This is a genomic window from Paenibacillus sp. FSL K6-2441, from assembly GCF_037964765.1.
Taxonomy (GTDB): Bacteria; Bacillota; Bacilli; order Paenibacillales; family Paenibacillaceae; genus Fontibacillus; species Fontibacillus phoenicis.
This window is the reverse complement of record NZ_CP150174.1, coordinates 1,710,189-1,729,671: the sequence shown is the minus strand read 5'-3', so window position 1 is coordinate 1,729,671 and position 19,483 is coordinate 1,710,189. Positions and strand designations below refer to the sequence as shown.

Genomic DNA, 19,483 nt, shown 5'->3' with positions numbered 1-19,483 from the left:
ACTCAACCTTTCATCGACCCCAGCAAAGCCCCTTTGGCAAAATGCTTCTGCAGATACGGATACACCAGCAGAATCGGCAGAGTGGCAACCACGATGACCGCCATCTTGATCGTCTGATCCGGCGGCGGTACGGTTCCATCCAGCTCAGCGCTGTGGTCCAGCCCGCTCGCGAGCACGACGATTTGCCGCAGCAGCACCTGGATCGGCCATTTGGCGCTGTCGTTCAGATACAAAATCGCCGACATGTACGTATTCCAATACGTAACCGCATAGAAGAGCGAGATCGTAGCGATCGCCGGCATCGACAGCGGCAGCACGATTTTGAACAAGATGCCAAAGTCGTTGCAGCCATCGATCCGCGCGGACTCCTCCAAGCCCTCCGGAATGTTCTGAAAGAAGTTCTTCAGAATGATCATATTAAACGCGCTGATCGAGGAAGGAATGATCAGTGCGGCGTACGTATCGATCATCCCCAGCTCCTTCACAACCAGAAACGTCGGTATCAACCCACCGTTAAACAGCATCGTAAAGACAACCAGAAAATTGATCGTTCTCCGGCCGTCGAGGTCTTTACGGGCCAACCCGTAAGCCATCAGCGCCGTCAGCAGCATGCTGAACAACGTACCGATCAGCGTGACGCCAATCGAGACGCCCATCGCCTTAAAGATCGTATTCGTTGAAAAAATAAACCGATAAGCCTCCAGACTCCACACTTTGGGAATCAGCACGAATTTGTTCGCCGCCAGCTCTGCGTTTGTCGTAAATGAACCGGCCACGACATGCACGAAGGGCAGCACCGTTATCAACGCAATGATGGCCAGCAGCGTAAAATTGATTGCCGCGTAAATACGGCCGCTGACCGATCGGTCCTCTACCATCAGTAAACGCCCTCCTCCCCGAACTTCTTGGATAGTTTATTGACCAGCATGACCAGGATCAGGCCGATGACGGATTTGAAGAACCCAATCGCCGTGCTGTAGCTGTATTGCCCCTGCCGCAGCCCCGCGGTGTACACATACGTGTCGATAATTTCCGCAACCTGCCGGTTCATCGAATTCAGCAGCAGATAGACATGCTCGAAGCCCAAATCCAGCACATGCCCGATTTTTAAAATAAACAGCGTAATGATCACGCCCCGAATCGACGGAAGCGTAATATGCCACACCTGACGCATCCGGCCGGCTCCGTCCATCCGTGCCGCCTCATACAATCCGGGATCGATGGCCGCCATGCCGGCCAGGTAAATGATCGTCCCCCAGCCGGCCTCCCGCCAAATCACCTGAAGGATGTACATCGGTCGGAACCAGTCGGGATTCAACAGGAAGTTGATCTTTTCAAAGCCGAAGTACACCAGCAGCTCGTTAATAATCCCGCCATCCATCGTCACCATCACGTAGGTAATCGACACGATGATGACCCAGGACATAAAATGCGGCAAGTAAACGAATGTCTGGAACAGCCTTTTGAAGAAGTTCCCTCTCAGTTCGTTTAGCATCAACGCCAGGATGATCGGCACCGGGAAATAGATAAACAAGTTGAGCGCAAACAAAATCACCGTGTTTTTCAAAATGACCATAAAGTCCGGTTCCGTAAACAGCCGCTGAAAATGCTCCAATCCTACCCATTCGCTGCCCCGGATGCCGTTATACGGCTTGTAGTTCTGAAAGGAAATGATCAGCCCGTACATCGGCAAATATTTGAAGATGATGAAATACAGCACGCCGGGCAGCAGCATCACATACAGCCATTTATTTCTCCACAGCCGCTTGCGGAGCTGTGCGGCCTTCGCACGTCTTTCGGGCGGTGGAAGCTTTGGCGCGAGTGAACTAGGAGCTGTTGCGTCTCTCATACGAATCTTCCTCTCTTATCTCGCTGCGTTATATTCCTCGATAATCTTCGAGCCGCCCCGGCTCTTCCATTGCTCGATCGCTTTCTCGAAGCCCGCCTTGTCGATTTGACCGTAAATATATTGATATGTGGCGTCCGTAATCAACTGCTGCAGCTCCACGCCCTTCTCCGCGTAGGTTTGCGAATCCAGCGCCGCCGTAGGGTCAGGCACGCCCACCTTGACGTTCTCCTTGATTAATTCTTCCGCATGGATCCGGCCTGGCAGCGTATTGTAGCTTTCGTACATGCCGTTGGTTTCGGGTTCCCCGATGACGCTGTCCTTAAACGGCTTCACTTCGCGCTCGATCAATTCTTTGTTATCCGCAGCCTTGGCTTTGCCTTCTACGACCGTATAGTGCGTGCCTTCAATGCCCCAGTACATCAAATTGGCTACTTCCGGCGTCATCATCTTGTCAAAGAACGCCAAAATCTTCTTGAGCTCCGCTTCATCCTTCACCGCCGATTTCGGGAACAGAATGATATTGTTGTAGCCCGGAATCATCCACTGGGCGAACTTCCCGTCGGGACCGGCTACCATGCTATGCGTGTCGAGTACGGCGTCCGGCACATTTTTGATCAGATCCTTGTTCAGCGAATCGATGTCCTGCATGGACCCGCCGATATAGAGCCCGGCCTTGCCGCTTGTGAACATATTGACGGCATCGGTTTTGCTGGTCGCTGCAAAGTCCTGGTTAATGTAGCCGTTATCCCGCAGCTTCTTAAAGAAATCCATCGTATCGATATATTGCGGGAACATAAACTCCGGCAGCAGCTGGCCGTCCTTCTCGCCCCAGTTGTTTGGCGTGCCGAACCAAGCGGATACCGTCTTGAACGCTCCGTAGACCAGCTCGTTCCGGTCAGCGATTCCGATCGTATCCTTTTGGCCATTTCCGTCCGGGTCTTGTTCCGTAAACGCCTTGGCCATTTCAAACAATTCGTCCACATTGGCCGGTGCGGACAAGCCTAACTTATCGGCCCAATCTTTGCGGTAAATGATCCCTTGGCGTGCCAGCGGTCTGCCGATATAGAGGGAGTACAGCTTGCCTTCCACCTTCGTATTGTTCAGAATTTCCGGCTTTAATTTGTTCAGGTTCGGGAATTCGCTTAAGTACGGGCCGATTTCCCAAAACTGTCCGTCCTTAATCGCTTCTTTCATTTGAATAAACGTGGTTTGGTTTTTGAGGTAGGTGACTTGAGGCAAGGAGCCCGTGGCAAACGCGGTGTTCAGCTTTTCTTCATAGGTGTCCGCCGGGAAAAACTGATAGTTCAGCTTCGTGTTCGTCAGCTTCTCCAGCTCAGCTTTGATCGTATCCGGCGGCGTCTCCGACGTATTTAACGGCAGCATAATCGTAATTTCCGTTGGTTTCTCCGCCTCTGCGGTTGTGTTCCCGCCGTTGTCAGAAGTAGACGCGGCAGGCTCTGTCGCAGCTGAACTGCCGCCCCCCTTATTGTTAGCGCTTCCACAACCGGCCAGCACAACGCTTAACGATAACAGTGCGGTCAGAATGAGGATGAAGGATCGTTTCTTCATAACCTTTGGACCTCCCATGGTTTGGATTGCTTACTCTTCCACGGTATCGTCATGGCGGCAGTACGGAAACAATCATTTCCTCATAACGGCAGCTGCTAAGCGTTGAACCTGAACTAATGATTATCGGCGTGATAGCGCTTCCTCAAATTCGCGGATTACGGCTTGACCGCCGCTTTGCTTCCACCGCTCAACCTCTTGGCGGAAGCCGTGGGCGTCGATGCGCCCCAGGATATAATTGTAGGTGGCATCGCTAATGATCGTGGACAGCTCCGCACTCTTCTCATCATAAGTCGGCGAGCTGAGCCGAACCGTCGGATCGTCCACCAGGAACGCTTCGTTGTCTTTGCTAAGCTGTTCGGCGATTTGAGTCAAATGCTCTTTTTGCGCGACCTCCATCAAATTGGGGTTACTGATATCGGCGATCATCAGCGAATATAACGGATTCACCTCGTTCACCCGCAGCTGCGACGTTTCTTCCGGCAGTATGACCATCCCGTTCTCCGTCCGGTAGTGTCTGCCTTCGAAGCCATATTTCATTAAATTGGCCACATCCCGATCCATGGTCCGGTCGAAAAACCGCAGCGCATCTCTCAGATCCTCCTCCGTTGGAATCATCTTCTTAGAAAATAGATACAGGCCGTTAAAATTCGGAATCGACCATACTTTATAACCGTACGGACCTTTGATCCGGTTCACCAGCGTAAAATCCGCATCCGGGTTGATGGCCCGCGCTTCAATGGCAAGGCGCTGAACGTCGGTCATACTTCCGATCAAAACGCCCGCCTCGCCGCGGATGAACCGATCCCGTTGCACCTCTTTGCTTGTCAGCGGAAAATCCGAGTTAATCAGCTTCTCGTCATACAGCTTTTTCATAAAATTCATCGTATTCAGATATTCATCCGTCATAAATTCCGGAATGACCCGGCCATCCTCGATCTTCCAGTTGTTTGGGGTACCGAAATAAGAGCTGAGCGTCTTAAAAATACCGTACACCAGATCGTTCCGATCCACGACGCCAAGCGTGTCCTGCTTCCCATTGCCATCCGGATCCCCATATGTAAACTGCCGCAGCACTTCATAAAGCTCATCCAGCGTTTTGGGCTCCTCCAAATCAAGTCGCTCCAGCCAATCCTTGCGTAAAATGATCCCTTGCCGTGAGGAAGGTCGTTCGGTATAAAGCCCATATATCTTTCCGTCTACAGCCGCCTGATCTAATATGTCCGGATCCAGTTTGCTCAGGTTCGGAAACTCCGCCAAATACGGCCCAATTTCCCAAAAGACGTCGGAGCGGATCGCATTCTTTACCAGATGATAATCAGAAAATTTCACAAAGCTGACCTTGGCAAGGGAGTTTGTGGTTAACCCCGTCATCATTTTGTCGGTATAGACGCCCTCCGGCACCCATCTAAGATCCAGCCGAACGTCGGTTAACTCCTCGATCTTGGCTACAATCTCCTTTGATGGCGGCTGAGGAAAATGAAGCGGCACCAAAACGGACAAATAAGGCCGATCAGGATCGGATGCCTGGAGTTGCGTGTTCCGGTTCATACACCCGCTTAGCAAGGAAACCAAGAGTACGAGCACGAGTAAGAGTAGCGCAATCGCGGATAATCCGCGGCCCCCGTCTTTTGTTCTAATCATTGGTCAAAGCCCCCCAAACCGAAGAATAATACAAAATGATTATTGCCTCACGAGATGATTATTGCTATTATTTGACAGACGTCATACACTTGGAAATAACGACTTTTTAACGATAAGGTCAGGTGCTGAGATTGGTGAAACCTTTAAGCTTCTTAAGCAAACTGATGATTTTTACAATCGCCGTAAGTACGCTGCCCGTCCTGTTCATCGGTACGTTCTCCTATCTGACTTCAACCCGGGAAATCCAAAAAAATGTAAACCGAAGCAAAATTGAGCTAATTTCGCAAATTAACTCCAATGTAGAACGGAAGTTAACAACTGTCAACCAAACGTTAAATCAAGTCGTGAACTCGACCGTACTCAAAAGGGCTCTTCAAAACCCGTTAACTGAAAGCGATTTCAAATTATATAACGACCTGCGTAATGAAATCCGAAACATGCAATCCTTCGACACGAGGCTGGAGGACGTCGTTCTGATTAACCTGCAGCAAGACTGGATGGTGAAGAACTCCGGCTTGTACCGGATGAGCGAATATAAGGACCGTGAAGGCCTTGAACGGTTGATGGACACGCCTAATGACACCACCTGGATGTTAACGCCGTCCTCCTGGTTTTACAGCGAGGAGAATGCGGATTCCGCACCTTGCCATTATAGCATTAGCCTGATCAAGAAGCTGCCGGTCTCCAGCTTGCACAAATACGGGCTGGCGTTGGCTAATTTTCCCGCCTGCAGCCTGCAGGACGTTGTGGCGACGGACATCCAGACGGAGGACATCGTCATTGTCGTAGACGAGCGCGGGCAAATCCTGATGCATCCCGATCCGTCGCAGATCGGGCAGCAGCTGGAGGAGACCGGATGGGAAGATACCTCCCTGCTAGCGGACGAGGCCCAGCCCTCCGGGCAGTTTCAGACAAACATCGGCAAGAAGGCCTATGCCGTCACCTACTTGCGCTCCCAGCTGAACGGATGGATGTATCTCTCGGTAACCTCCATCGGCAGCCTGACCCGGGAAGCAGGAAAAATCGGGCTGTTCACCTTCTATGTCTGCCTATTCATGCTGGTGCTGTCGATCGGGCTGGCTTGGTTTGGTTCGCGTCGGATGTACTCGCCGATTGAACGCCTTCTGCATCTGATCGGCCGGCGCAAAACTGATGTCCGCCGGGGGCATGCCGATGAATTTGAGCTAATTGGCGAAGAGTATCATCGTTTGTTCCAGTCCAAATCGCAGCTCGAAACGGAAGTTCGTCAGCATATCCGACAAGTGCGGGCTTTTTCCTTGATTGAAGCGTACCAAGGGCATTACACCAAAAGCCAATTACTGGAGAAGCTTGAACAATACGGCTACCAGGAGCAGATCCACGCTTGGCGAACGATGGCGGTATTCACCTTAGCCCTGGATTTTACGGAGGATTCGGCCTATGCCAAAAAGGATCTCAACCTGCTTCTGTTCGCCGCGCAAAATATCATCGAGGAACTGCTGGATCCCCAAAGCCGGTTCACTCCCGTGATTATGGATCAGACGATCGTGACGTTGATCGGAAGTCCTGAAGAGGGGCCCGATTCGTTTCGCCAAGCCGTTTATGCCTGGACGGAGAAGCTGCAGCACGAAATCCATCAATGCCTGAAGGTCCATGTCAGCATTGGCTTAAGCCTGCCATTCCAGTCTATCGCGAAGCTGCCCATCGCTTACCGCGAAGGGATGGAAGCATTGAAATATCGAATGAAGCTGGGGACCGGGGTCATTATTCAATACGAGAACCTCAACTCCGGCAAGCATGTCCTGAACGTCAATTACCCGACGCATAAGGAAAGCAAGCTGCTAGACGCCATCAAGCTGGCGGAAACGGAGAAAGCCAAGGAAGTGAACGCGCGGTTGTTTAACTCCTTGTTTAGCCAGGAGCTGTCGCCGCAGGAATATCAAATTCCGCTGACCCGCCTGCTGAACAATCTGCTGGTGATGATGCAGGAAGCGGGGATCGCCTTGCACCAGATCCGGCCTGCAGGCAGCGGCTCATTATTTGAAGAGATGCTGGTGCTGCACACCAAAGCGGAAATCGAGGATTGGTTCTGGACGACGGTCATTCAACCGATGATCCGCATCTTTAATAACCGGCAAAACGCCCAATACCAGAACATTTCGGAGAAGATTATCGATTTGATTCACCACGAGTACGACACGGATCTGACCTTGGAGGCTTGCGCCGCCCGTCTTCATTACAACGCGAACTACATCAGCAGCATTTTCCGGAAAGAAACGGGCTACTCCTTCAGCGAATACCTCACGATGTACCGCTTCAAGATGGCCAAAGAATGGCTGCGCAACACGGAAATGCCCGTCAAGGAGATCGCAGCCAAGCTGAGATACAACAACTCGCAGAACTTTATCCGTTCCTTCCGAAAGGTAGAGGGTATGACGCCGGGGCAGTATCGGGAAGCTGAGTCTGCGCATTCGCCGGGGAACATTCGGAAATCGATTTAAAGCCGCGTGTGCAGTGTTCGTTGGCTGGGGGCTTTTGCAGGATTATCCCGTATGATAGAGGGGCGTGCCCCTGAATGGAAACACACTCACTGCAGCGGGATCAAAACATACTCTTCATATCCCGCTTCGGTTTTGGAGCTCACTTTTTGGGAGGCCTTATCCTTCGATTCGATATAAAACTGCATGATCTCAAAAGCAACTTCAACCTGTCCCCGATTTCTTTCCGAAGTTAACTTGCGGACCGCGGGAGACAGCAGTTCAGGACATCCGCTCGTACAGAGGACGGTCAACTCAAGCTCCATTCCATGTGAGGCATTCGCAACGATCATGCCAACAAACTCATTTACCACGATCCCGCTGCCCCCTTGAAACCGCGCCAAAAAATCGGGCAGCTTGTCCACGTTATCGGCTGTCAGCACGAAAACCGCTTTCGGTTCGAGCTGAGCCGCATCCATGATCGTCTTCATCGTGTTCTCGTTCGTGAAGTCGTCCAGCACCAAAAAGCGCCGTTCGCTAGTGGCCGATCGCTCTCTCCATAAGGTGAACGCCTTCCGGTAATCAATCACAACTTTATGAAACAGCGGATCGTCTATAGGGGTGTCGAGCAGCACGATCGGCACCCCAAAGCTAAAGTGGATGGAGATGTCCCGGAATACTTCCTGCTTCACTCCGGCCAACAGTACCCCATCCACCTCCCGCTGCCGGATGATCTCTGGATTGGGTCGCTCACCGTCCATCCCCAGCACGAGCAGGTGATAACCTGCCTGCTTGCAGAGCGCTTCCATCCGTTCGGCCAACCTGCCGTAATACAGCTGCTTCCATACCCCGTCCCGCTCGCCGCGGCTAAAGAGCAAGGCTACCATGCCGGATTTACCCCGGACAAGCGAACGTGCCGCAAGACTTGGGATATAATTCAGCTTATTCGCGGCTTCCAACACTCGGCAACGCGTTTCTTCCGTAATTTTCTGGTTGTCTACGTTATTTAAAATGTAGCTGACCGTCGCCACCGAAACCTTCGCTTCACGGGCGATGTCTTTCATCGTTGCTTTTTTCACATCTAACACCTCATCGATTCACTAGCACTCTGGTAGGATGACAGCATATCCCTGAAGGCAACTGCTACTGACTTGTCCCGCATAGAATCAGGAAGTTGAATCATCCTCCCATTCCTCCACATTGAAATGCAGACGAACCGGCTCGGAGGTGTCGAAGCGTCGACTCGTTTTTCTGCGCTCATGGCAACCAAAGCCCCGGGATACCTTCACATCAAACGCCAGATCTCTGGGCAGCAAAAAGCTTCCCTGGTAGAAACCGTCCCGAACTTTCGGGATTTCGAACCCCGCATGGATTTGAGCATCCGCCGGGGTAGACGGAGGAACGGTCACGCTGATTTCGACCTGCACGTGATCGGATAATTCCGGAATCACCTCTATGTTTGCCGTTCCTGTAAGGCCGCCGAATTGAACCGCTACGTCGGCCTTCCCTGAGGCTAGCGGAACAATCAAGCCGTTGGATCCCACCGTCAACACTTCCGGACAGTCCACCTTATATTCCGCCGTGAGTAAACTCATTTCGAAGCCCGTGTCATAGGTCACCTTCGGATACAGCCGAACCCGGTATCCTTCTAGCCCGACTTGCCTTCTCCCGGCCAGCCTCAGGCTGCAAGGGCGTCCAATCTCGCCAAACAGATACATTAGCGGACGATGCAACCGTCTTGCCCAATCGGCTTGGGAGTGGCCTGCCGTCTCGTCGAGCAAAAACATCAAATCCTCGCCCGGCGTAAAGCCGCTTTCGATCATTTCATCCACAAACGCCCGTACGTGACGAGGCATGATAAGCCCTTCCGCTCCTCCGATATCGACCCAAACACGCAACGACGGCGGTTTCACCGGGAAGGAATGGTATACTTTTTGTTCGATCAGCGGCTCCTGTTTGTTCGTACCGTCCCCTTGCTTATTCACCACCGCATGCACCAGAAATGGCGACAGGATCGCCACCTGCCCGAATACGTCCGGCCGGCGAAACGCGATATGATACGAGACAAGTCCCCCCGCGGACGAACCGATGATCGCCGTATGCTCCCGATCCGTCAAAGTACGAAACCTAGCATCGATCATCGGCTTCAGCTCCTCGATGAGAAACCTTTCGTACAACTCCCCCTTACAGGCCGTATGGAAAGCTTCCCGAACTCCCGGATGATTGTGAAAATACTCCGAGCCCCGTTGATCCGAAATGGACGAGACGGCTACGATAATCACTTCTTCCATCCGGCCTTCCCGCCTTAACCGCTCCGCCGTCTGATGCATTTCCCACGAATCTCCCTTCGCGTCGGACGCAAACATATGCTGTCCATCCTGCGCATAAAGCACCGGGTACCGACGATTCTTCGACTCCGCATAAGAAGGGGGCAAATAGACGTAAACCTCCCGCGAATTCCCCAAAAGCTTGGAGTGCACGTTGGCAAGTGTGACGATTTTCGCTCCCATTCCTAGTCACCCCTTCGATAGACAATTTCAACTTAAACGATTAAGGTCTATAACTTATACGTTTAAGTTAAATCGATATTAGGCTAGCTTTTTCGATTTGTCAACGCGATTCCCCACAAAATGAAACAAAAAAAAGCTCCTGATTCACCCTAAAGGCAAATCAAAAGCTCTTCTTCGTTAAAATCAATGCGGTCGAGAGGACTCGAACCTCCACGGGGGGTTAGCCCACACGGACCTGAACCGTGCGCGTCTGCCAATTCCGCCACGACCGCATAATCGGTATCGTACAAAATCATATTTTGCAGCGACAAGATAGATCATACCACGTCCAACCCAAAAAAGTCAATGCCCAACTTTCGGATAAGCCCCCTTGATTAAAAATAATCTATTGGGTTATGATAAGAACATAAGTTCGCATAAAGAGGTGTTGACCTATGGCCGTTCCCGGCATTAAGGAAGAGGAACTCGCGCTGATCAAGAGCGCGTTGCTGCTTGGTTTTTTGCAAAAAGTATTTCAAAGGGACGCCCGAATTCTCGAGCAAAGCGGGCTGCTGAAGAGCCCCGAAGCTTACGTTGAACTCATCCGCAACGGCGAGCGGCGAGCGGCGCTGGTTCTCTCGGAAATCCACGGCAATCTCCGCGAGCGGAACATCGCTATCGAACGCATTCACCAGGATGAGAACGGCATTCAGGCGGAATACCGTTGCCGGGGCTATCGCGGAAAGATGAGGATTTTGTGGGCCGGCCTGCAACAGGAGGTATCCTCCCGGATGCGCGCTTATTTGAACGGAACCGCCCAGGCGGCAGGTTCGTCCCGGAGAGAACGCATGGAAAAAGGGAACCTCAAGGCACATCTCCTTCCTTAAGTTCCCCTTTTCCCTCATATCTTAATCCACCGGCGAAATTCTAGGCTCTTTCGCAGGCTGATAAATGTAATTGCGGTCCAGCTTCACCACGTTGCGGTTCGGTTTGCGGATTAACACATGCGTGTCGTCCCAAGCTACGACGATTCCCCGCACGTCGTTTTCCGGAAGGCCGTCGCGTACGACGCGTATTTTTTCTCCGGACAGCCGGTATTGGTCCAATAATTCATCCGAGATCATCGGATACCCCACCTCCTGGGAATCATTATACAACAGTTGCAGGTCCCGTCCATCCTTCGCCTTAGGGAAATGCAAGAAAAAGCCCCGCCGGCGAACCAGCGGGACTTCGATCATTTTGAATGCTTTAAGCAGCCGGTGCAGCACCGGACAGTATCAGGTCGCTTTGGACCTTGCGCAGGGGATTATCGCGAAGCGTGCTCCCTGCTGTCATTCGTTTCAAACCAGAAATCAAGCACTTTGGCCGACATGACTCTTTGCTCCAAATACCCTACTTGTTGCGGGCTGAACTGTTCCTTCCAAGGCACATCGAGCTCTTGGCACAGCCCGGCTATCGTTAACAATTGCGACCATGCTACATAGCGTTTGTACCAGAAAAACTGGGGATGTTCAAGCATATAGGGATAAAGGTCATCAAACTCGGTATGTTTGCAATCCAGGGCACGTTCAAAAGTTACCTTCGCTTCGGACAATTTCGAAAGAAAAAACTCCGCGTCTACTGCCAATTCTTTCCCCATTCTTTTAGCCTCCTCTCCCTAGTAATCCTCATTATAGCGAAAAAACGGAGGCCTGCAAAGGATTAACCGTAATTTGGCTGCATTTTCTTCGCCCGTTTGTCCTCAGTCAGCGAACGTGATTTGTCCGCCCTCCAACGATGCGATGCGGGCCAGCGTCTCCAGACGGATCCCCTGCTCCCGAATCGCCTGGGCTCCGGGCTGGAAGCATTTCTCGATGACGATTCCCGCTCCAACCAGTTCCGCCCCGGATCTTTCAATAATTCGGATCAATCCCCGGGCTGCGTCGCCATTCGCGATAATATCGTCAATGAACAGCACCCGGTCGTTCTCCCCAAGAAAATCGCGTGACACCAGAATGTCCGTCACGATTCCTTTCGTAAACGAAGGGACACGCTCGCACAGCATGTCCGGCTCGGCCAGCAGCGTTTTCTTCCGCCGCGCAAATACAAGCGGGACGCCTAACTCATAAGCGGTCGCAAACGCCACCGCGATCCCCGACGACTCCACCGTAATGACGCGGGTAACCCCTTGGTCGCGAAACCGTCTGGCAAATTCCTTGCCCATCTCCATCGTCAGTTGCGGATCCACCTGATGGTTCAGCAGCCCGTCCAACTTCAGCACTTGGTCCGAGACGATGACCCCTTGCTCGACGATCTTTTGTTTTAACAATTCCATATCATTTCCTCCAAAGATCATGATCTATAGCTTCGTCCAACAAGTCAGATTTCGAGTTCATGCGGGAGCGGTGTGCGGCTGGGCGTAACGGAACGTACGGCCCTTATTTGCCCATTTCCCGGCTATTTCCCGCGCTAACGGAACCTAGAGGCCTTATTGGACCATTTTGACGGTCAATCAGCTGAATTTGTCCCAAATAAGGTCAGCTCGTTCCGTTAGAATCTGAATAGTCCCATTCTCCGGCGAATAACGTCTCTCAGTTCCGTTATATTGACGGCGAGCAAACCTGCCGCGCTCGAAAGATGACTTTTTGGACGACCTATAGGTTTTAAGTCATGTCCAGTTCTTGGACAACATACCTTGTACTATATATAGCACAAGAACCGGGGGGAAAACCATGAAAAATGCCGTAAAAGTTCTGCAGATCGCCTTCACCTACATCGGCACCGTCGTTGGCGCCGGTTTCGCGACGGGACAGGAAATTCTCCAGTTTTTCACCCGGTACGGCAAATGGGGCGTATTGACGATCCTGTTGTCCACGCTGCTGTTCGTTTGGCTTGGCACCAAAATGATGCTGCTCGCTCGAAGCATTAAAGCAGCTTCCTATGAAGACCTAAACCGCCGCTTGTTTGGCGAACGGATCGGCAGTGCGCTCAGCATATTTACGTTGATCGTGCTCATCGGCGTCAACAGCGTGATGCTGGCGGGAGCCGGCTCCGTCTTTATGGAACACTTGGGCTTGCATTATCAGACAGGCCTATGGATCACTTTGATTGCTACCTATTTGCTGCTAGGCCGGGGAATCAACGGAGTGCTGCAGTTAAACTCCATCGTGGTGCCGATGATGCTGATCCTCTCGCTCGCGATCATTATAAATACCGCGGGCTCGCCGGGGGCGGCCCGTTTCCTGACGTTGGAGACGGATACTCCGCTGATCGCAGCTTGGGCGTCGCCGCTGATGTATGCAGCCTTTAACCTGTCCATGGCTCAGGCGGTGCTCGTGCCGATCGGCAGCCATACCGAAAGCCGCCGGGTCATTGTCCTGGGCGGCGTTCTCGGCGGGCTGGGCGTTGGCTTTATGTTAATGGCCGGTCATTTTGCCCTGTCGGCTTACATGCCGGGGATCGTGCAATACGAAATCCCGATGGGCAGCATTGCCCAGCAGTTGGGGACAACCATCCAACTGATCTATGTCCTGCTCATTTTCATGGAAATCTTCAGCACCTTTGTCGCCGACGTGTATGGGGTGACCCTCCAACTGCAGCAGCGGGTTCAAGTGCCGCCGATGCTGATTTCGGTTACGATTTTGTGTATCTGTTATATCACCAGCCAATTTGGTTTTAGCTCCCTGCTATCGGTGCTATATCCCGTGTTTGGCTTGTTCAGTTTGATCTGGGCGCTGATACTCGGGTTGTATCGGCAAAAAGAAACCCCCCGGGGTTAACCCCGGGGGCTCCAGGCAGCTTTCGCTGCCTAACTTATGTGATGGGTCTACATGTGCACGACCTTCGCTTCCGGCAACAGGTTTTGGACATGCCGAACCACATGCTCATGGCAAGTCATCATAATGAGTTGCTGGCGTTCCGCAACCTTCCGCAGCACCGATATCGCCCCGACTAAGCGGCCTTCGTCAAAGTTAACGAACAGGTCGTCCAGCAGCAACGGCAGCGGCGTTTGACCCGATACCGCTTCGGATAATGCCAGCCGCATCGACAAGTACAGCTGCTCCGCTGTCCCTCGGCTGAGCAGCGCGCTTTCGAGCGGACCCAGCTCCGAATGCTCGGCCATCAGCTCCTGCGTGCCGATTTTCATGACGATGCGGCGATAGGTGCCGCCGGTCATTTCCGCAAAGTATCCCGAGGCGGCTTGCAGCACTGCTGGTTGACGCTCTTCCTCATAAACCCGCCGTGCGCGGCCGATCAGTTCATGGCAAACCGCCATCACCGCATACTGATCGAGACGATCGCGCAAGGCCGCCCGCTGCTCCTCTAACTGCTGCATCAGATCGTCCTGCAAGCAGCGGGCGGCTAAGCTTTCCTGCTCCTGCAGCAAGCGTCCGCGTTGTTCCTGGAGCTGTCCAAGCCAGGCTTCCGCTTGCGCCAACTCCTGCTCCACCGTTTCCAAGCGCTGGCGGAGCTCCGATTCCTCCGTCGTCCGCAGAAGCTGCTCCAACTCCTCCTGCTTGGCGTCGTCAAGTCCCGCGAACAACATCAGCTCCAGTTGCCGAAGCTCCCGCTCCAAAGCCTCCCGCCGTTCTTTCGCAGCACCAAGACGCAGCAACTCTTCGCCGTCTGCAGCGCCCGCTTCGGCGAGCAACGCCTGCTCCGATTCAAGCACTTGCCGCAAGCGGTCGTCTAAGCGCTGTCCTTCCTCCTCCAGCGGTAACAGCTGGGCGGAAAGCTGGTCGTGATGTTTTTTCGCTTCGAGCGCGCCGTCCAGGTGAGATAAGGCTGCTCGCAGAACTGCCGCGGCTTGATCGGAGGTTGCTTGGTCGCCATAAGCCAAGCATTCCTGTTCAAACCGCTCGTTCTCCGCACGGAGCGCGGCCATCTTGGCCGCCAGCCCATCCAAGCGGGCCAGCCAGTCCCGGCCTTGCTCCGCGAGGCGGAACACGTCCGCAGCCGCCTCCGGGGACAGATCGGCAGACAATTTTCGTTCGGTCAGCCATGTCTCCCACTGCCCGGCCAACTCCTCAAAGGCGGCTTCGCGGCGCGCCAGCTCGCGTTCGGCAGCCGCGAGCTCATCCCGGGCGGCGGAGGCCTGGCTCAAGGCGGCCTCCGCCTCGCTCTGGAGCGCGGCGTGGCGCTGATCCCACAGCTGCCACGCCTCCATCAGCCGGCGCAGCTGCCGCTCCTCCTCGTCCCAGTCCACCGGACCGGACGAAGGGGCGGCCCCGCTGCGCGACCGGGAAGCGGCCGCGGCGCTCTGCGGATGGCGGACGAGCCGGGACAGGAGCGCGCCAAGGCGCGCTTCCGGGCCGGCGTCGTCCCCGGCGCCAAACGCGGCCGCACCGCGGCGCAGCCGCCGCTCGCCGGCAGGCGGTGCGCTGCGGAAGGCGGCCCGCGCCAGGGCCGCGTCCAGGCCCAGCAGCGCCGCCGCTGTGGCTGCGGCCGCCCAAGGCGCGTCCGCCGTCAGCCACAGGATGACGGGCAGCGCCACCGTCAGCAGGCCGCAGCCGGCGAGCAGCTTGCGGTACAGCGCACGCATCTGCGCTGCGGCCAGCGCCCTGGCGTCAGCCGCCCGCTGCTCGGACGCGAGCCGCCCTTGGCCTTCCCGCCAGCGGTCCAGCTCGCCGCGCAGCTCGCTCCAGAGCGCGCGGATTTCGCTCGGCTGCTGCGGGACCAGCATGGCGAACTGCCGCCGCCCCTCCGCCGCGCTGGCCTCAACCCGCGCGACCGCCGCCGAGGCGGCCTTCTCCGCGGTTGCCGCGGCCCGCTCCTGCTTGGCACGCTCGCTCCGCAGCAGCTCCATCTCCTTGTCGTACGCGGCAAACCGCGACGCAAACCGGCGAACGCTCTCCCGTTCGCCCACTGTCCCGGCAAAAGCGCGCAGATCCTCCGCGCCCCATGCCGGGTTGATGCTGCGCAGGCACTCGGCCAGCCGCCCTTCGAGCTGGAGCGCTTCCGCCGCCAGCTCGGCGAGCTCGCCCTGCCGGGCCTCGTAGCCCGGCAGGCGGCCGGCCAGCTGCCGCAGCGCCGGCTCCTGCGCCAGCACCGCCGCATCCGGGCGGTGCCGCGCCAGCTCCGCCTGCAGCGCTTCCCGCCGCCGGGCCCACTCGCTGCGCTCGAGCTGCAGGCGCTCGCGTTCCGCCTGCAGCGCCTGCCAGCGCGCCGCCCCCTGCGCGGGGAAGCGGGCGACCGGCGGCAGCGCCGCCAGCTCCGCGCGGAGCGCCTCGCGCTGCAGCCAATCGGCCCGGCTGGCCGCCGCCCGCTGCAGCCGGGCCGTCTCCCGGCCCCGCGCCGCGCGGGCGGCTTCGGCTTCCGCCAGCTGCGCGGCCAGCCGCTCCAGCTCCTCCAGCACGTCGTTGTACCGCGGCAGCAGCGCTTTGGCCGCCTCGGTCTCGCGCTCCAGCCGCTCCACCGCCTGGAGGAGCTGAGCGATTTCCTGCGTGCGCCCGCGCGGCCGGTACAGCTTGTCCATGTCCTGGACCAAGCGTTTCTCCCCGCGCAGCACCGCCGCTCCGCCGCCGATCCCGGCGTGGAACAGGTAGCGGCTGAGCTCCTCCGACTGCAAGGCGCCAACTTCTTGCAGCTCCGTCAACGACACGGCGAACAGCTGCTTAAACATCGCCTTGGACAGACCGCCGAGGAGCTCCCGCTGCATCTCCTCTTGCGACGCCTCCCGCACGCCGCCGCGTTCATCGCTGCGCGTGATCCGCAGCCGGTCGCCGCGTGTGCCGGGCAGGTTCCGCCCCTCCGGCGGCTGCGAATACCGCTCGATCATCCAGCGCGTCCCGTCGTCGCCCAGGATCTTCAGCACCCCGCCATGCGCTCCGCCCCGCAGCGGCTCATACCGTTCGGCCGCCGCTGCCCGGGTGGGGATGCCAAACAGCATCGCCCGGACGAAGCCAAGCAGCGTGCTTTTGCCCGCTTCATTGGGGCCGTACAGCACCGTCACCTGGCCGGGCAACTCCACGTCGAGCCCGTTCAGGCGGCCGAAGCCGCTGATCTGCATCCGTTCCAGCTTCATGAGACGCTTCTCCCTTCCCGCGACGACGGCGTATCTTCATTCAGCAAGGTAGCCGCCAGCTCCTCAGCCCGGCGTACCAGCTCCAGCTTGGCTTCCGAATTCAGCTCCTGCAATATACGCCGCAGCTGCCGGTTGTCCGCCAGCGGGGCCAACGCGGTGCCAACCAGCTCCTCCACCCGTTCAGGCTCCGCTGCCGTCCGTTCTCCTAACCGGAACAGCTCACCGAGGAAGCTGTCCTCCGCAAGCAGCCCCTCGCGGTCCAGCTCCATCCCGGTTTCCAGCTTGAAGCCCGCTGGCCATACGATTCCTTCGCCCAGCCCTGCAGCCTCGAAGCGTCCCAATTCTTTGCGCCGCAGCTCCTGCAGCAGCTCCGCCGCTTCCGGTCCTGATTGAAGCATCCCATGCAGCGGCCCGCGCCCGGTAAAAATCAACCGAACCACCGTGATCCGATCAGGCTCGGCTTCCCGCAGCTCGTCCAGCCGCTCCTCGACGCTCACCTTCAACGCTTCTTCCGTAGCCAGACCGTCGATCGCCAGGCCGCTCTCCAGCCACAACACTTGATCGAGGCGCCGAAAGGACAACTCCGCTTCTCCGTTCTCCGCAACCTCCACCAGATAGCAGCCCTTCGGGCCGGTTTCCTTTAAGCTGCGCCCTTGAATGTTGCCTGGGTACACGACCCACGGCGAGTCGCAAAGAATCTGCCGCTTATGGATATGACCCAGCGCCCAATAGTCGTATCCCGAGGCCTGTAAATCGCGAAGCGAGCATGGCGCGTAAGCGTCATGCCCTTCCTGGCCGTCCACGTTGCCGTGCAGCAGCCCGATGTGGTAGAGCGCCGAGCCCGGCTCGCGCCGATACTGGATCGCCAAATTCTCATGCACCGCCGGGGTCGGATAAGAAGCCCCGGTCAGCACCGCCACCGGCTCCCCGTCGCTGCGCCGTACAGCGATCACGCTTTCCGCCTTGGGACCAAACTGCGTCACATGATCGGGCAAGGCTAACCTGAGCCTCCGGCCGGACAAAGGGTCATGGTTCCCCCGGATCAAATATACCGGAATGCCGTGCTCCCCCAGCTTGTCCCAGCCCTCTCGCAGGCGCAGCTGTGCGCGCAGCGAAGAATCTGAAGCGTCGTAAATATCGCCGCTGATCACCACGAAATCAACGGCTTCCTCGATCGCAAGCCGAATCAACCGCTCGAACGCGGTAAAGGTAGATTCCCGCAATAACTCGCGCAGCCGATCCGGCACACCGGACATCCCCGAAAATGGGGTATCCAGGTGCAAATCGGCCGCGTGTAGAAAACGAAAGGCTTTCATCCGCACAACAACTCTTTCCTATTTGAATTGCAGGTACAGCTTCTTCAACTCGTGGACCACCCGGTTCAGCGAGTAATGAGTTTTGGCCTTCTCCGAGCCGCTACGGGCCAGCTGATAACGGTAATCCGGATCCACGATCACTTTCTCCAGCGCCTCGGCTAAGGCCTTCGGATCTTCCGGAGGCACCAGCAGACCGTTCACACCGTCCTCAATTTGCTCGGCAATCCCGCCGATCCGCGTTCCGACGAGCGCAAGACTGCACAGCGCCGCCTCGGCAAACACATTGCCAAATGCCTCCGCCCGGGAAGGCAGCACGAAGATATCAAAGAACGGCATAAATTCCTCGGGATGCAACGTATACCCGTAAAAAATCGTCTCGTCATAAATGCCCAATCGCTGCGCCAGCTGCTCCAGCTCCTGACGGATCGGACCGTCGCCGATGATGTGCAGCACATAGTTATGACCGCGCTTCTTCAGCTCCGCGCATGCATGCAGCAACGTATCCAGTCCTTTGGCCGGCACGAGACGGCAGACGGTGACGAGCTGAGCGACTTCATTTTCATGAGGGACCGGTTTAAACCGCTTCTCGTCAAACCCGTTGGGAATCACGCCGATGGCCGCAGGATCGTCCACGTACGGCGCCAAATATTCGGCAAAGGATTTCGATACGGTGAACAACCGGTCGGTGCGATGCTCCAGTTCGCGATACAGCGACGTAAGAAACCGGTGCTCCGGCCCGTTCTCCCGGATGCGGCCGTTTAGAATAAGTTCTTTTTCATAACTCGAATGAATGCTTTGGATGACCGGCGTCTGCGGAAACACTTCCTTCATCGCCAGCCCCGCGATCGGGTGATGGGCATGGATGAGATCGTACGGCTGCTTCAGTCGCAGCTTGGTCCACCACAGATAGTCGCGATAGGTTTGCACGTATTTTTGCACGATCGGGCTGTCCCCGTATTGCTGCCAATCAAAGGTATGAAAAATAACGGGATCGCTCCCCTTCGAACGGATCCGTTTTGGCAGAGAAAACAACTCCATCTCCCAATGAGGAGGATTAAACCGGTCTTGCAGGTACGGAATCATCGACGATACGCCCCCGGGCTGTTCCGGTGGAAAAAATAAAGCCTGCAGCAGTTTCATTGTGCTTCTCCTTTGCATGT

General features: G+C 55.9%; 15 protein-coding genes, 1 tRNA gene and 1 pseudogene. 3 read left to right on the top strand and 14 right to left on the bottom strand.

Annotated elements, in window-relative coordinates; all coding sequences use genetic code 11:
* Positions 1–2 precede the first annotated feature (2 nt).
* The 4 genes from NSQ80_RS07695 to NSQ80_RS07680 all read right to left on the bottom strand — a co-directional run bounded on the left by NSQ80_RS07695 (position 3) and on the right by NSQ80_RS07680 (position 5,059).
* Positions 3–878 carry a carbohydrate ABC transporter permease gene (locus NSQ80_RS07695; protein ID WP_260071342.1) on the bottom strand — a complete coding sequence of 292 codons (876 nt, stop codon included), beginning with the start codon at positions 876–878 and terminating at the stop codon, positions 3–5.
* Positions 878–1,849 (bottom strand): sugar ABC transporter permease, encoded by a 972-nt coding sequence (locus tag NSQ80_RS07690; protein WP_009222828.1) that lies wholly within the window; start codon positions 1,847–1,849, stop codon positions 878–880. Before NSQ80_RS07690 ends, NSQ80_RS07695 begins: the two co-directional genes overlap by 1 nt.
* 15 nt (positions 1,850–1,864) lie before the next feature.
* Entirely contained in the window at positions 1,865–3,418 is a 1,554-nt protein-coding gene (locus NSQ80_RS07685; RefSeq protein WP_260071341.1) for an extracellular solute-binding protein, read from the bottom strand.
* A 120-nt stretch (positions 3,419–3,538) separates the two neighbouring features.
* A complete protein-coding gene (locus NSQ80_RS07680) occupies positions 3,539–5,059 on the bottom strand; it encodes an extracellular solute-binding protein (protein WP_339301983.1) in 1,521 nt (506 codons plus the stop codon).
* Positions 5,060–5,193: 134 nt separating this feature from the next.
* Here NSQ80_RS07680 and NSQ80_RS07675 point away from each other — a divergent pair, with 134 nt between their 5' ends.
* Entirely contained in the window at positions 5,194–7,539 is a 2,346-nt protein-coding gene (locus NSQ80_RS07675) for a helix-turn-helix domain-containing protein (protein WP_339301982.1), read from the top strand.
* A gap of 86 nt (positions 7,540–7,625) precedes the next feature.
* Here the strand turns inward: NSQ80_RS07675 and NSQ80_RS07670 are convergent, their stop codons facing one another.
* The 3 genes from NSQ80_RS07670 to NSQ80_RS07660 all read right to left on the bottom strand — a co-directional run bounded on the left by NSQ80_RS07670 (position 7,626) and on the right by NSQ80_RS07660 (position 10,297).
* Entirely contained in the window at positions 7,626–8,594 is a 969-nt protein-coding gene (locus NSQ80_RS07670; protein ID WP_339301981.1) for a LacI family DNA-binding transcriptional regulator, read from the bottom strand.
* A gap of 87 nt (positions 8,595–8,681) precedes the next feature.
* Positions 8,682–10,025, bottom strand: coding sequence for an alpha/beta hydrolase-fold protein (locus NSQ80_RS07665; protein ID WP_339301980.1), 1,344 nt, complete (start codon positions 10,023–10,025; stop codon positions 8,682–8,684).
* Between the two features lie 187 nt (positions 10,026–10,212).
* Positions 10,213–10,297 (bottom strand) — tRNA-Leu (locus NSQ80_RS07660).
* Between the two features lie 162 nt (positions 10,298–10,459).
* Here NSQ80_RS07660 and NSQ80_RS07655 point away from each other — a divergent pair.
* On the top strand, positions 10,460–10,891 hold the full coding sequence (locus NSQ80_RS07655) for a hypothetical protein (protein ID WP_009222822.1): 432 nt from the start codon (positions 10,460–10,462) through the stop codon (positions 10,889–10,891).
* A 21-nt stretch (positions 10,892–10,912) separates the two neighbouring features.
* On the opposite strand, the gene NSQ80_RS07650 is transcribed toward NSQ80_RS07655, so the two are convergent.
* From NSQ80_RS07650 to NSQ80_RS07640, 3 genes are all read right to left on the bottom strand, one after another.
* Positions 10,913–11,128, bottom strand: coding sequence for a hypothetical protein (locus NSQ80_RS07650; RefSeq protein WP_009222821.1), 216 nt, complete (start codon positions 11,126–11,128; stop codon positions 10,913–10,915).
* Positions 11,129–11,310: 182 nt separating this feature from the next.
* The gene (locus NSQ80_RS07645; RefSeq protein ID WP_009222820.1) at positions 11,311–11,643 is read right to left on the bottom strand and encodes a hypothetical protein; all 333 of its coding nucleotides are present in this window, start codon (positions 11,641–11,643) and stop codon (positions 11,311–11,313) included.
* Between the two features lie 102 nt (positions 11,644–11,745).
* Positions 11,746–12,318, bottom strand: coding sequence for a xanthine phosphoribosyltransferase (locus tag NSQ80_RS07640; protein ID WP_009222819.1), 573 nt, complete (start codon positions 12,316–12,318; stop codon positions 11,746–11,748).
* A gap of 397 nt (positions 12,319–12,715) precedes the next feature.
* On the opposite strand from NSQ80_RS07640, the gene NSQ80_RS07635 reads away from it, so the two are divergent.
* Positions 12,716–13,762, top strand: coding sequence for a hypothetical protein (locus NSQ80_RS07635; protein ID WP_339301979.1), 1,047 nt, complete (start codon positions 12,716–12,718; stop codon positions 13,760–13,762).
* 47 nt (positions 13,763–13,809) lie between these two features.
* Here NSQ80_RS07635 and NSQ80_RS07630 read toward each other — a convergent pair whose 3' ends face one another.
* From NSQ80_RS07630 to NSQ80_RS07615, 4 genes and pseudogenes are all read right to left on the bottom strand, one after another.
* The gene (locus NSQ80_RS07630) at positions 13,810–16,032 is read right to left on the bottom strand and encodes a hypothetical protein (protein ID WP_339302204.1); all 2,223 of its coding nucleotides are present in this window, start codon (positions 16,030–16,032) and stop codon (positions 13,810–13,812) included.
* Between the two features lie 300 nt (positions 16,033–16,332).
* Positions 16,333–16,992 (bottom strand): annotated as a pseudogene (locus NSQ80_RS07625) (AAA family ATPase); the annotation flags it as partial.
* An 11-nt stretch (positions 16,993–17,003) separates the two neighbouring features.
* Positions 17,004–18,323 (bottom strand): DNA repair exonuclease, encoded by a 1,320-nt coding sequence (locus NSQ80_RS07620; protein WP_339301978.1) that lies wholly within the window; start codon positions 18,321–18,323, stop codon positions 17,004–17,006.
* An 18-nt stretch (positions 18,324–18,341) separates the two neighbouring features.
* Entirely contained in the window at positions 18,342–19,463 is a 1,122-nt protein-coding gene (locus NSQ80_RS07615) for a glycosyltransferase family 4 protein (protein ID WP_036643689.1), read from the bottom strand.
* Between the last annotated feature and the right edge of the window lie 20 nt (positions 19,464–19,483).